The organism is Sporomusa sphaeroides DSM 2875, from assembly GCF_001941975.2.
In the GTDB taxonomy this organism is placed as follows: Bacteria; Bacillota; Negativicutes; order Sporomusales; family Sporomusaceae; genus Sporomusa; species Sporomusa sphaeroides.
In genome coordinates, this window is sequence record NZ_CP146991.1 from 4,537,721 (window position 1) to 4,551,788 (window position 14,068).

The following is a 14,068-nucleotide window of genomic DNA, read 5'->3' on the forward strand; positions in this document are numbered from 1 at the left end:
AAATAACTTGCAGCTACGGCAACACCGTAAACTTCCGGGTCCCGGCCGATGTTATTGAGTCCGGCCAAGTGGATTTGACTTTGGAAGAGTGGCAGTAGCTGCTGGCAAAGGTGCAGCAGGCACCTGGTGCCATGGTGAACATTGAATTGTAGAACACCCAGACAACTCCCTTGCCTGTTGTGAGGTAATTTAATGAAGTAATTTTTTTAGCATCATGGTCGCTCCATGATGCTAAAAAATTACAGCCTAAATTGTTGTAACACCTGTTGCAACTGCTCTGCCAGTTTGGCCAATTTCTCACTGGAAACTGCCATTTCCGTCATAGTCGCCGACTGTTCCTCCGTGGCAGCCGAAACCGTTTGCGTCACAGCCGAGGTATCCCGGCTGATTGCTTCTGTTGCGCTTACCGACCCGGCAATTTGCCGGCTGCTTGCAGCTATTTGACCGACTGCCGCTGCAATTTCTTTGATTTGTCCGGACAGTTCCACGACAAACGCTGCGATTTCCCTGAAATGATCGCCGGCAGCACCGACTACTTCCGCGCCGGCATTTACTTCCTGTGTCCCCTGGCTCATCGCAATAACGGCATGACCGGTATCCTGCTGAATACTACTGATCAGGTTCTCAATTTGTTTAGTGGCTGCCTGGGATTGCTCAGCCAGCTTCCGGACTTCCTCCGCAACAACGGCAAATCCTCTTCCCTGCTCACCGGCCCTGGCCGCTTCGATCGCGGCATTCAACGCCAACAAGTTGGTTTGTGCGGCAATCCCGTCAATGGTGGATACAATTTGGCCAATTTCTTTGGACCTGGCCCCCAGTTCGGCAACAACAGCGGCGGAATTGTCCACACTCTGCTTGATATCATTCATTTTGCTGATGACCAGTGAAATTGCCTGACTGCCGTCCTCGGCCGAGCTTGACGCCCTGTCGGCAGTAGCAGTGGCGGTGGCAGTATTAACCGCAATCTTGTCCACTCCGGCCGACATTTGTTCAACCACTGCCACCGTATCCATCAGGGCTTGCATTTGCTGCTCCGCCCCCTGAGCTATCCCGGCTACTGTTCCGGCAATTTGCTCAGACGCCTGAGCGGATCGGTCAATGCTGGCAGTAAGCTCTTCCGACGATGCGGCAACCTGACCGGAAGACTGGCCAACCTGAGTCACCAGGCTTTTCAAATTGGCCGCCATTACGCTGAAGGACATACCAAGCTGGCCAATCTCGTCCTTGGCCACAGTGTAGCGAGCGGGAATATTGCCGGTAAGATCCCCCTGGGAAATTTTATTGGCTGCCGCCGCTACCGCTACCAGCGGCACACTGATTATCCGCGAGATACCAATACCAAGCCCGATCGCCAGCACACCTGCCAGCACGATCAAAAAGCCGGTTACCCCAATGGCCGCCTGTGACCGGCTTGCATTCAGCTCCGCGGTTTGCCTGCCGCTGTCCGCCTTCATTTGTGATAATTTGTCAATAGCCCTGGAAAAATTAGCAGACAGCTTGGGGCCGTCATTCATCAGCACAGTACGCGCGAATTCTTTATTGCCTGTTTTGCAAAGCTCCACAATCTGATCCCGGTGGTAGCCAAAATTCTCTAACACATTAGAAAAATATTCAAACTCCTTTTTCTCGGCCTGGGTCAGCAGGCTTTGCGAAAAGACCTGCAGGGAACTATCAATTTTTTTGCTATTCTCCTCCATAGCCCGGATGGCTGTTTCCACTTTTTTCGGATCGTTTTCCAAAATAATATCCCGCATATACGCCCGGTTCTGCTCAAAAGCCCCGTTGATCACCCGCAGTTCCAGCAGCGGGAGGGTCTGGTACCGGTAAAGCTCGTTATCCATATCCTGCAAACGGTTGATGTTGAAGATACCGACAATCCCTACCAGTAACGACACGACTGCCACTAACCCGAAACTTAGCAATAACTTGGTGCTTACTTTCAAATTTGTAAATAAATCGCGCATTACTTCTTCTCCTTAGCATCGGGGGCAACTAATTCCGGTTGAGGTATGTAAATAGTGGATTGATTGCCAATTTGAGCATTTTTGAAAGCTGCCTGGGCAAAATCCTTAAAATCATGAGAGGAATGGGTTGCTCCGGTAATACCATCCACCTCATCAGGATTTTGGTACACCCGCAGATTTTTTACGAATCGCGGGCAGTAATCGCTGGGACCAACACCACTCTTGCTTCTCATCCGCTTATTATATTCCACATCCTGTGTCTTCAAGCCCCCCGACGAATTGATATAGTCAAAGGTAATCTCTTCCATTTCTCCCGTTGCATTGACTTCCATAACGAAAAAAGCCTTCCAGCCTCTAAAATCCGGCTGATCATACTCTACTTTGTAAGTTCCGGGTTTCAGCTTTGAGACAGCTTCCGGAGCTTGCTGCTGAACATCATCACCTGCGAAAAAAACAAAAAGCCCTCCGGTCAACACACAAACAATGAATAATAAAGCATACGGTTTCACTCAATCCCTCCTATTTTAGAGGCCTGCCATGTCAATAGGACAGCCATGATACTACCAACGGGACAGCTGAACAGACAGAAAGCTTACTATCACACCAACCTGTCCCAAACCAAAAGCCTTTCAGTAAGCAAATAAAAAAAAGCGCCAAATCCACTCCTTACCAGAATGGCGGACTGGCGGTCATATTTTTTATCCCAAATGGATAATTAAGCTTAATAATTAATAAATGATAATTATTTATAAATACATTATACGCCAAAAAACATTTTCCTGTCTACTGGTATTTTGTCATTTTTTTGCCATTTAACTCAATCTCGGCAGTTGCTTACTCATGCGGCCCAGCACTAAAACTTTGCTGCCATGCTGCCAGCGATTTCCGCAATTGTCTCGTCAACCGCCCTGTTCCGGAAATAAAGAAAATAAAAAAAACAGAGACAAAGCGGAATAATTCCCTTTGTCTCTGTCCATGGTACCTGAGAAATGATTAAATAGTAATCTTACTTGATTACATCAACACCCATATAGGGACGCAGCAGTTCAGGGATCATTACTGAACCGTCTTCCTGCTGATAGTTCTCTAAAATAGCAGCCACGGTCCGGCCGATGGCTACCCCGGAGCCGTTCAGGGTATGCACGAACTCCGGCTTGGCCTTGGGCTCGCGGCGGAACTTGATTTCGGCACGCCGGGCCTGGAAGTCTTCAAAATTGGAACAGGATGAAATTTCGCGATAGGTATTGAAGCTGGGCAGCCATACTTCCAGATCATAGGTTTTAGCCGAGCAAAAGCCCATATCACCGGTGCATAACAGAATTGTCCGGTGCGGCAGCCCCAACAGTTGCAGCACCTTTTCAGCATTAAGAGTCAGCTTTTCCAGCTCGTTATAAGACTCTTCCGGCAGACAGAATTTAACCATTTCTACTTTGTTAAACTGATGCTGACGGATAAGGCCGCGGGTATCCCGCCCGGCAGCACCGGCCTCAGCCCGGAAACAGGCGCTGTAGGCAGTATAGTTAAGCGGCAGTTCTTTGGCATCCAGGATTTCCTGGCGATGCAGGTTGGTAATAGGCACTTCGGCAGTGGGAATGAGATAATAGTCAAGCCCTTCCAGTTTGAACATATCCTGAGCAAACTTAGGCAATTGACCTGTGCCAATCATACTGGCTTCATTGACGATAAACGGCGGGAAAAATTCTGTATAACCATGCTCTTTCGTGTGCAGGTCAAGCATAAAGTTGATGAGCGAACGCTCCAGCCGGGAGCCCAGTCCTTTATAAAAGGTGAATCTGGCCCCGGTTACTTTGCCACCCCGTTCAAAATCGAGAATACCCAGCTTTTCGCCGATTTCCCAGTGTGGTTTGGGTTCAAAGGCAAACTCGCGCGGCGTCCCCCAGCGGCGTACTTCCGGATTATCCTGCTCGTCTTTGCCCACAGGAACCGATTGGTGAGGCACATTGGGTATATTCATAAGAATAGCCGCCAGCGCAGCTTCAGTCTCTTTCACCCGGGCGTCAATAACACCAATGCGGTCGCCCACTTCCCGCATTTCAACAATCATGTCATCGGCATTTTCGCCGGCCTTTTTCTTCTTGCTGATTTCCTGAGAAACCGTATTCCGCTTGTTTTTGAGTACCTCAACTTCAGCTAACAGTTCCCGGCGCTCTTTCTCGCGGCCAAGAAACTCGTCCAAGCTCATGGCGGCACCCCGGTTCTGCAGCGCTTGTTCTACTTTCTCAGGGTTGTCCCGTAAAAATTTAATGTCTAGCATGTATGTATTCCTCCCTTATATAATCAATAGCAGCTTCTCCACCTGAGAGAATTCAGTAGGTCTGTCACATAAAAAAACCTCGTCCCACAAATATAGGGACGAGAGCTGTATTTTTCTCCCGCGTTGCCACCCTGATTGACTGCTTGCCAGTCCGCTCGGCACGCATAACGGGCGTGGAACCGTGCGGCTCATCACCGCATGCTCATAGGGTGGATTACATAATTGTGTTACCGGCTCACACCTGCCACCGGCTCTCTGAAAACCCTGAATTATGCGCGGCCCTGTCATTGCATCTAAACGCTATAGATATACAATATATTATGCAATATAAAATTATACCTTATTCAAGGTAAATTGTAAAGTACTGGCAGCCCAGGTACTAAGGGTTAAACGTAAAGCGGTTATGATAATCCTGGCAGCACTCAATAAAATCCACAAAACAACGGGATATTACCGGATCAAACTGTGTGCCGGCACAGTTGATAATTTCCGCCAAAGCCTTATGATTGCTTAACGGCTGCTGCCGGTAGCAACGAATGGTGGTCATAGCATCAAAGCTGTCGCACACGGCTAGCATCCGGCTGATAAAAGGGATTTCCTCCCCGGACAGCCCGGCACCGTAGCCGCTGCCATTATACCATTCATGGTGATAACGCACGATTTCCGCTACCTTCTCCAAACCGGGCACTTTAGCCAGAATATTGGCGCCAACAATCGGATGATTTTTTATCTCGGCAAATTCTTCCTCAGTCAAACGCCCCGGCTTATTTAAAATATAATCAGGCACACTGATTTTGCCCACATCGTGAACAGCACCGGCAATATAGGCCAAGGTGATATCCTCTGTTGACAGTTCAGCATATTTGGCAAAAGCAGACATTAGCCGGGCTACATTTTTGCTGTGTTCAACGGTATAACGGTCCCGCTTGCCAATCAGCCGGCAAACGGCCTGAGTTACAGTCATAGTTTAAATTCCCCTCTTGGCGTATGGCTCTACCACTATATATTCTAAGTTGCGGCGCCAGCAACCGTCAAGGAAATTTATTACACTATTCTATATTTTTTATAAAAATCTGACAAGTACAGCATTGCAACAGACTGCCGGAACGGGAATTTGTGTTGCGTCAAAAGGATTTTTTCAATTATTAAGCGAATATATGTAGTGAGGTGAGACCATGACATACTCTACCCATGAACAACTGGAACAATCGCTCCTAACCTGCGCCGCCTGCCCGCTTCGTCAGAGCGCCATTGGCCCGACATCCTATAACGGCTCGCCGCTAAGCCCGTTGGCAATTGTCGGTGAAGGACCCGGCGGCGTCGAGGATGAATATGGCGTGCCTTTGGTCGGTCCGTCAGGTCAGCTGCTGGACAAAGCGCTGGCCAGTGTCGCCATTACCAGAGACCGCATATACACTACAAATGTAATTAAATGCCGTCCGAAGAATAACCGTACCCCCACCATAGAGGAAGGGGAATTTTGTGCCACAGCCTGGCTGGACCAGGAACTGACCTTTGTTCAGCCAAAGGTTATTATTGCTTTAGGCAGTGTGGCGTTAAAGTATCTGCTCTCGCCAACGGCCCGGATCACCAAAGACCGCGGTCAGTGGTTTACTACCAAATACGGTATTCCGGCCATTGCCACCTACCATCCGGCCTATCTGCTCCGCCTTGTCGGCAAGGACCTGGTAAAAGCTAAATGGGAAGTGTATTACGATCTGAAAGCAGCCGTAGAAAAATGTCAGGAGCTGGCGCCTGAATATATTTTCAAGTCCGCTGAGCCGCCAGATTTACTGGCACTCTACAGCCAGCGGCGCGAACAGCGCCAAGCCGCCAAACGGTAACAGTCACTGACTGAGTACCGTTTTTTATTACTGTTTGTTAAAAAAAGAAAGCAAGATTGCTTCACCGGCCGCTGACGAACAGGCCAGGCAATCTTGCTTTTATTTTACTTTTTGTCAATATGCGTAATGGCACTCAGCACAGCGACAAGCCCTTCGCCGGTCGCCTTGGCTATCTGCCACGGTTTCCCTGTACAATCACCGGCGGCAAACACACCGGGAATATTGGTTGACATATCCCTGTTTACCTTGATAACCTCGCCATCCAATTCCAGGCCTGGCAGCAAATTTTCAACAGGGTCGGAATGACGCAGGATAAATACGCCATGCACCTTGAGCTCTTCCTTGTCGGTGACCAGTTTTTCCACCTGCCCGTCGCCGACAATAGCCTTGGGCCTGCCGGATACTACGGTAATGGGTGCACGCAGCTCACCGAAATCGCCCTTATACTGGGGCAGATAATACACATTGCGGCACAGCTCGCCTAAGAAAGCTGTTTCATTCTCACCTTCTTCGGTATAGGAGATGACCGCGACATCCCGCCCCTGAAACATGCGCCCGTCACAGGTGGCACAATAGCTGACTCCCCGGCCAAGCAGCTCGCGTTCGCCGGCAAACAACAGTGTGCTTACCACACCGGTAGCAAAAATGACAGCCTTAGCTTCATACGTGTTACCCGGCGTAAGCAGGGTAAACATGTTATCTCCGGGAAACACGGTAATTACTTTTTCCTTAATAAGCTGCGGGCCATGGGCCAGCGCATGTGCGGAAAAGTGTTGCATCATGCCTTTACCGGTAACCTCCGGCAAACCCAGGTAATTATCTACCAGATGGGCTTTTTGCAGCTTCTGGCTAAAATCGAGATGCTCAAACAATCCAATATTTTTATTACGAATACGCCCTGTCAGCGCCGCCGACAACCCTGCCGGGCCGCCGCCGATAACGGCAATGTCAAAATTCGCAGCTTCGCCCATGTGTATTCCTCCTTGCCTTATATCCTACCCGAGGTCTGCGGCTACCTGTTTCATGCGCTCACGAATAGGCAAATTGTATGGACACCGTGCCTCGCACTCACCACACTCGACACAGGCGGAAGCTTTTACCTTCATGCCTTTATAGCGTCCCGGAATAGCTTCCGTTAAACCATATCTTGTGTATTGTAAGTAGAAAATAAACATCTGCGGAATATCAATTCCGGCAACACAAGGCATACAGTACCCGCAGCGGCGGCAGAAGTTAGCACCAAGCGCCTCGGCCTCGGCAGCCAGTTTAGCCGCTTCCTCGTCATTAAGCGGTTTAAAGTCGTGTGTCGGAGCCAAATTCTCCGTCACATGCTCGATCTTATCCATACCGGGAATGGCCACCAAGCCTTCTTGCTGTAAAATAAACCGCAGCGCTAAATCCACATAGGGAATCAAGCCGCCGCCCAGGGGCTTCATGACAATAATGCCAATATCCTGTGCTCTGGCGAGCGGAAACAGCTCGTCCATAGCTTTTTGTTCCACACAATTAAACGGCACCTGAATGGTGCTGAATTCCCCGGTTTTTACCGCCTTTATCAACATATCCAGGTTATGGCCGGTTATCCCAATATGCCGGATTTTGCCGGCCTGCTGCGCCTCTTTAAGGGCCTCCAGCGCTCCGTCCGGAGCCATAATGGTTTCCCAGTCCTGCTCGGTCTTAACATTGTGCAGCTGATAAATATCAATATAATCTGCCTGCAGATTGGCTAAGCTGATATCTATATCCTGGAGCATAGCCGCTTTGGTTCTGGCCATACTCTTGGTTGCCAGATAATATTCACTGCGACGGTCAGCTATATATCTGCCGATCTTCTCTTCACTGTCGGTGTATGCTCTGGCTGTATCAATGAAATTTATGCCGGCATCCAAGGCAGCTTTAAGCACTTCGCCTGCTTCCGGCATGGTGCAGCGCTGCATGGGCAGTGCGCCAAAGCTGATTGGTGTTACCATAAGGCCGGTGCGGCCTAACCGTCTCTTCTCCATATTTGTCCTCCTACTGTAGTTTAGTTTCACCTTCCCCCGGAACCAGCACCGCTAAACGCTCAAGGGCATGTTTAGCTTCCGGCGATTCAGGGTCGGCCTTGCTTAAAAATTCTTTATAGGTGGCAATCGCTTCACCGGTACGCTCCAGGATTTCGCAGCAAAGCGCCTTGTTGTGATAGGCCAGGGCGTTGGTGGAATCAAGCTCAATCGCACGGGTGAAATCAGCAATGGCTTCATCATAGGATTTCCGGGCTGCATAGGCCATGCCACGGAAGAAGTAAGGTCTGGCATCACCGGGGTCAAGTTCAATAGCCTTAGTAAAGTCGGCAACGGCTTCATCAAATTTTCCCTGCCCCAAATAGATGGACGCCCGAATGGCAATCGCCTGGATGTTATCAGGCTCAAGCTCAACCACCTTATTATAATCGGCCAGCGACTCCTCGTTCATGCCTAATTCAAAATAAGCCTGCCCGCGTTTCATCAGTGCAGCGCTTTCCTCCGGAAAACGCTCAAGTACCTTATTATAGTCGGCAATGGCCACCGAATACAGGTTACGGGCGGTAAAAGCATCGCCCCGGTGTAAATATGCCCCCATATCTTCAGGTTCTAACTCGATAGCTTTGCTTAAATCATCAATGGCATGTTCATAAGCGGCATTGTTCAGATAGATTACGCCCCGGTTGGCATAGTTAACCCAGTCTCCCGGGTTATACAGGATGGCTTTGGAATAATCCAGTACGGCATTTTTGATATCATCCAGCATGGCATAGGCACTGCCACGGTAGGAATAGTAAGCAGCCTGTTTTTCATTACGCTCAATAGCACTCGTATAGTCTGTCAGCGCTTGCTCAAAATTGCCGGCCACGGCGGCTACTACGCCACGCCAGAAATAAGCATCACTATTTTCCGGGTTCTCATTCAAAGCCTTATCACATGCGGTGAGCATGTCTGCTGTCTGACCGGATTCATAAAGGTCCCGCATCTCTTTACTGAACTGACTTTCCATATTGGTACCCGCACTGCCGCACCCGGAGCAACCGCAGTCACATTCCTGAGAGCAAGCCGCCTCATTGCAAACCTTATCTTTATCCATAGTAACAACTCCCTCACCGAATTTAACGAAGCATGGTTCTCGTGGTCCGACTGCACGGAAAGCGCAGGCAAACCACGAGTAATCGTTATTAACTACTACCCTATTTCGCGACTTTCCGTCTAATACCTGCTATTATTTCCAAATTTATCATCCGGCACTACAAAAACGCACTGGTTTTGTTTACCTGTAAAAAACAAAGAGGCGAGACTGCCTTGTCGCCGCCACTCCCGCGCTGACCAGAACCGATAGGTCATTGCGAAGGCAACAATATGTGGCAATCCCGCCCGGGGCAAAAATTACAACCCTTTTTGCTCGATACCGCTGTACAGAAAACCTAAGTGAGTGGTTGAGTTCATCAGCACTAACCGCCACTTGCCATCCTGGTACTCAAATACATTAATACAGGTATTGTCCTGCTTGAGCTGCCAGAAATGCGACAAATCAATATCCAGGATATCGCATAAGACAGCCTTGTTAACCGCGTCATGGGCTACCACCAGCACCGTCTGTCCCTGATGTTTTGCCGCCAACTCACGAAAAACCTCCATGGAACGGTCCCTGACAGCGGTAATATCTTCCCCGCCCGGCCCCGGCATAGTAACGCCCACTACCGTGGTTTTCCACTTCTCCAGCAATTCAGGATAGGTTTTGCCCACCTCATCACTCAGCAGCCCTTCCCACTCGCCATGGTTAATTTCCAGCAAGCGCTTATCGGTATTGACATTCAAGCCATGGGCTGCCACACACATCTTCGCGGTATCCACCGCCCGGCTAAGAGGGCTGGCATAACAAACATCGATAGGGACATCCTTAAGGGCCTTGGCGGCCAACTCGCCCTGTTCCCGCCCAAAGACGGTAAGCGGTGTATCAATCTGCCCCTGATAACGTCCTTCTTTATTCCAGGTGGTCTCACCATGCCGAACTAAAATAAACCGGGTAATTGCCATATTTCCTCCTTAAGACTGTAGTTGAATAATATTAGGTATCGGCTACTCATTTAATTTTACCATAATCAAGATTGGACTTTAACCATTTTTCTTTTGGAAAGCCAGCATCAGATCTCCCAGCGCCTGGCAGGACTCATAAGGCACGGCATTGTAGATCGACGCACGGCAGCCGCCAACTAAGCGATGACCGTTCAGGCCGACAAAGCCTGCCTGTTTGGCTTGCTCAAGAAATTTTTTCTCCAATTCCTGGTTAGGCAGCCTGAAGGTCACATTCATTAACGATCTGGCATCAGGCCGGGCATGCCCCTGGTAAAAACCATTGCTGGCATCAATGATATCGTAAAGCAGCGCCGCTTTTTGCCGGTTGCGTTTCTCCATGGCCACCGCGCCGCCCTGGGCTTTCACCCATTCCAGCATGAGCTTTACCATATAAATACTGAAGGTTGGCGGCGTATTATACATGGAATTGTCTTTGGCATATGTCCCGTACTTAAGCATTGTCGGCAGGTTTTGGTTGGCCTGTTCCAGCAAATCACGGCGAATAATAACCACCGTTACGCCGGACGGGCCAAGATTTTTTTGGGCACCGGCATAAATCAGCGCAAATTTACTTACATCAATCGGCCTGGACAAAATATCACTGGACATATCGGCAATCAAGGGCACGCCTTTGCTATCGGGAAAAGCCTGCCACTCTGTGCCATAGATGGTGTTATTGGAAGTAATATGCAAGTACGCGCTGGCAGCATCATAGGTTATCTCATCAAAGGCCGGTATCCGGCAATAGTTGCCTTCCTTGGCAGAGGCAGCGATAAATGCCTTGCCCAGTTTCCCGGCTTCCTCATACGCTTTTTCCGACCAGACACCGGTCATAACATAGCCGGCCTGTTTACCTGCCGGTAAAAAGTTCATCGGCACCATGGCAAACTGAAGGCTGGCACCGCCTTGCAGGAACAGCACCTCATACCCTTCAGGTACGGACAACAGTTCTTTTACCAGGGCAATGGCCTGATTGTGTACGGCATCATAATCTTTGCCCCGGTGACTGTGCTCCATAATGGACATCCCTGTACCGTTAAAATTCAGCAGCTCCGCTTGGGCCTGCTCCAGTGCAGTCAGCGGCAGAGCCCCCGGTCCGGCATTGAAGTTGTGTGCTCTTGTTACATTCTTTTCCATTTACATCACCTCATAATAAGATTAGTCGCCCCAAGCCCGGGGACTTAGCCGCTCACCTTTGCACGCCGCCGGCAGCAAAACCGGCGTCCTAGAGCAGGGTTAGTCCCAGGACAAAAAAGAAAGTCCCGCCCCATATAGATATTGGGGCGGGACAAGCATCCCACGGTACCACCCAATTAGCCAAAACAGCCGGCATGGGTTGCGTAAATCAAAAAACTCTCATCCCCACCAGGGACGAGAGCTATTTTCCCGCGTTGCCACCCATGTTGCCTTTCAGCCAACTTTTGCCGCTATACCGGGCGGACCCGTCAGATTCATCATCAGCCACTCCCAGGCGGAATCAACTGTTACCTGCACCGGCTCACACCTGCCGCCGGCTCTCTGAAGCCTGTATACAATCAACTTCCTGCTCATCGTGCTGCTGCTATTTAACTTGGTTTTGATTATACATTATACCCTGGCTACAGTCAAGTGTATTCTTGACAAAAACGTTTACAGACATTCTTCCTGTTTTTTGGCCAACCGCTGCCCACGGGCATTAAGTGCCGCCGTCAGTGCGACAGGTTCATTCAGTAATTGTCCGGCCTGAATTCTTAGCAACAGGTTCTGCTGAAACCGGCCTACCTCAGGCCCACTGCCCAATTTCGCCGCAATATCCCGGGCGCTAAGCGCAAGCTGCTCCGGGAAAAAAGGAATCTCTGACAAAATAGTCCGGGTTATCTCCTTTACGGCATAGAGACCGTTACAATCCGGTTGTGTATGCCCACCCAGACGATCAGCCTCATGTAAGGCAAACAACTGCCACAAAGCAGTTTCGAACTGACCTTGGCTTTTAAACCCTCCTATCAGACGTTTCAGCCATTTCAACACAGCCTTCTCCGCCACTGCCGGGAAAATCAGATGATGCCGGATAAGCCATACTACCCGCTCAGCTGTATGACGCTCTACCCGCAGACGACGCAAAATGATCGCTGCCGCTTCAGCACCAACCTTGTCATGACCCGGGTCGGAAGGCTGACCTTCGCCATTGACTGTCCGCACTCCCGGCCAGCCTTTTGCAATATCATGCAACAACGCCGCCCAGCGCAGCACAGGGTCACATGGTGCCAGGCCGACAACGTCCAGGGTATGCCGCCAGGCATCATACAAATGATAGCGCGGATTTTGCGGCAACCCGTCAAGGTGGCAAAGCTCCGGCAGAATGGGAACAGCCTGTACCTGCTGCTGGTTCCGCATCTGGCAGCAGACGGCCAACAGCCCGGCTTTTAAAAGAATATCCAGACCCTGGGCCGCAAAATCGGCCAGCAGAATTTTCTCTAGTTCGTTGCGAACCCGTTCGACCGATAAGCCGCTAACCCGTTCGAGATTATCGGTAATTGCCTGGAAAGTAGCGGCTTCCAGCGTAAAATTGAACCTGGCGGCAAACCGGGCAGCCCGGAACATTCTCAGCCCATCCTCGGCAAAACGTTCTCTGGGTGCGCCTACTGCCCGGATAATCCCGGCAGCTAAATCCTCCCGCCCGCCGAATAGGTCAATCACGCTGCCGTCAGCAGCCAGCGCCATAGCATTTATGGTGAAATCCCGTCTGGCCAGGTCTTGTGCCAGGCCAACTCCCAGCTCGACCGACTCAGGCCGGTGACTGTCGGCACCATACCTTTCACTGCGGAAAGTGGCTATCTCATAGCTGTGTCCGGCGGCAACAACGGCCACCACACCGAAGGCCGCCCCCACCATAACAGCCTTCCAGCCCTGTTTTTCAGCGATGCCGGCAATACGCTCAGGCACTGCACTTGTAGCAATATCAATATCAACCGGCGGCACCCCGCGCAAAAGATCGCGAACAGCACCGCCCACAATATAGGCTTCATGGCCGGCAGCAGCCAGCGCCGCCATAATGTTCCGGGCCGTTTCCATTAGCCGCTCACCCGGCGGCCGGTTAATTCTACAAATACATCTTCCAGACTGGTATGCCGCAGCGTCGCATTAACTGCCAGTGTTCCGGCAAACGCCGCTGCGTCTGTCCGGCTGGCAAAAAAACGGTATTGTGTGCCTTCGCTTTCGGCCCACTCCACAACATAGTTGCCCAGTCGTTCGCAAAGTGCGGTAGGGCTGTTAAGCGCAATCAGCCGGCCCTTTTCCATAATAGCCACCCGCCGGCAAAGATTTTGGGCTTCTTCAATATAATGGGTAGTCAATAACACGGTCAAACCATCGGCATTCAAGTGCCTGATGAGGTCCCACAGCCGCCGTCTGACCTGCGGGTCAAGTCCTACCGTCGGCTCGTCAAGAAATAGGACTTTTGGCTTATGTAAGAGCGCCCGCGCAATCATTAACCGCCGTTTCATCCCGCCGGAAAATGTATTAACCATATCGTTGCCCCGGTCTCTTAGCTCCACATACTCCAGCAACTCTTCCCGGCGCGCTTCCCGCTCACCGCACGGCAGATGGTGCAGCCGCCCATGCAGATCAAGATTTTCCCTGGCAGTTAAATCACTGTCAAGATTAAAGTGCTGGGGAACAACGCCGATAACCGACTTAATGGCGATTTCATCATGCGGCAGACGCCAGCCGTTGATGGTCACAGCACCGGCAGTCGGCCGGGTAAGCATGGTTAGAATTCTTATTGTTGTCGTTTTCCCGGCACCGTTAGGGCCAAGCAAGCCGAAGGTTTCTCCCTGCTCAATGGTTAGATTCAAATTATCAACTGCTGTACGCTCGCCAAACTTTTTTACCAAACCCTCTATAGCAATCATAACAACCTCACCT

Annotated in this window: 13 protein-coding genes; 1 reads left to right on the forward strand and 12 read right to left on the reverse strand. The window is 50.5% G+C overall.

All coding sequences use genetic code 11. The features are described from left to right. Window positions 1-239 precede the first annotated feature (239 nt). The 4 genes from SPSPH_RS20885 to SPSPH_RS20900 all read right to left on the reverse strand — a co-directional run bounded on the left by SPSPH_RS20885 (window position 240) and on the right by SPSPH_RS20900 (window position 5,203). Complete coding sequence (locus tag SPSPH_RS20885) at window positions 240-1,964, reverse strand: methyl-accepting chemotaxis protein (RefSeq protein ID WP_075756131.1); 1,725 nt, start codon at window positions 1,962-1,964, stop codon at window positions 240-242. Next, a complete protein-coding gene (locus SPSPH_RS20890; protein ID WP_075756132.1) occupies window positions 1,964-2,473 on the reverse strand; it encodes an FMN-binding protein in 510 nt (169 codons plus the stop codon). The genes SPSPH_RS20885 and SPSPH_RS20890 overlap by 1 nt, the downstream gene beginning before the upstream one ends. Window positions 2,474-2,970: 497 nt before the next feature. Continuing rightward, window positions 2,971-4,239 (reverse strand): serine--tRNA ligase, encoded by a 1,269-nt coding sequence (gene serS / locus SPSPH_RS20895; RefSeq protein ID WP_075756133.1) that lies wholly within the window; start codon window positions 4,237-4,239, stop codon window positions 2,971-2,973. 379 nt (window positions 4,240-4,618) lie between these two features. Continuing rightward, complete coding sequence (locus tag SPSPH_RS20900; RefSeq protein ID WP_075756134.1) at window positions 4,619-5,203, reverse strand: HD-GYP domain-containing protein; 585 nt, start codon at window positions 5,201-5,203, stop codon at window positions 4,619-4,621. Window positions 5,204-5,414: 211 nt separating this feature from the next. Here SPSPH_RS20900 and SPSPH_RS20905 point away from each other — a divergent pair, with 211 nt between their 5' ends. Next, window positions 5,415-6,083, forward strand: coding sequence for a uracil-DNA glycosylase (locus tag SPSPH_RS20905; protein ID WP_075756135.1), 669 nt, complete (start codon window positions 5,415-5,417; stop codon window positions 6,081-6,083). Window positions 6,084-6,187: 104 nt separating this feature from the next. Here the strand turns inward: SPSPH_RS20905 and SPSPH_RS20910 are convergent, their stop codons facing one another. The 8 genes from SPSPH_RS20910 to SPSPH_RS20945 form a co-directional block, all read right to left on the reverse strand. Then, entirely contained in the window at window positions 6,188-7,054 is an 867-nt protein-coding gene (locus tag SPSPH_RS20910; protein ID WP_075756136.1) for an NAD(P)/FAD-dependent oxidoreductase, read from the reverse strand. A 24-nt stretch (window positions 7,055-7,078) separates the two neighbouring features. Then, a complete protein-coding gene (locus SPSPH_RS20915) occupies window positions 7,079-8,086 on the reverse strand; it encodes an aldo/keto reductase (protein ID WP_075756137.1) in 1,008 nt (335 codons plus the stop codon). A 10-nt stretch (window positions 8,087-8,096) separates the two neighbouring features. Then, the gene (locus tag SPSPH_RS20920; protein WP_075756138.1) at window positions 8,097-9,179 is read right to left on the reverse strand and encodes a tetratricopeptide repeat protein; all 1,083 of its coding nucleotides are present in this window, start codon (window positions 9,177-9,179) and stop codon (window positions 8,097-8,099) included. Window positions 9,180-9,475: 296 nt separating this feature from the next. Beyond that, window positions 9,476-10,126: a histidine phosphatase family protein gene (locus SPSPH_RS20925; RefSeq protein ID WP_198930928.1), complete on the reverse strand. Its 651-nt coding sequence runs from the start codon at window positions 10,124-10,126 to the stop codon at window positions 9,476-9,478. 78 nt (window positions 10,127-10,204) lie between these two features. Beyond that, window positions 10,205-11,302, reverse strand: coding sequence for a 3-phosphoserine/phosphohydroxythreonine transaminase (gene serC, locus SPSPH_RS20930; protein ID WP_075756139.1), 1,098 nt, complete (start codon window positions 11,300-11,302; stop codon window positions 10,205-10,207). A 273-nt stretch (window positions 11,303-11,575) separates the two neighbouring features. After that, complete coding sequence (locus SPSPH_RS20935) at window positions 11,576-11,716, reverse strand: hypothetical protein (RefSeq protein ID WP_158027068.1); 141 nt, start codon at window positions 11,714-11,716, stop codon at window positions 11,576-11,578. Window positions 11,717-11,794: 78 nt separating this feature from the next. Further along, window positions 11,795-13,216 (reverse strand): CCA tRNA nucleotidyltransferase, encoded by a 1,422-nt coding sequence (locus SPSPH_RS20940; protein WP_075756140.1) that lies wholly within the window; start codon window positions 13,214-13,216, stop codon window positions 11,795-11,797. Beyond that, complete coding sequence (locus SPSPH_RS20945) at window positions 13,216-14,055, reverse strand: ABC transporter ATP-binding protein (RefSeq protein WP_075756532.1); 840 nt, start codon at window positions 14,053-14,055, stop codon at window positions 13,216-13,218. Before SPSPH_RS20945 ends, SPSPH_RS20940 begins: the two co-directional genes overlap by 1 nt. Between the last annotated feature and the right edge of the window lie 13 nt (window positions 14,056-14,068).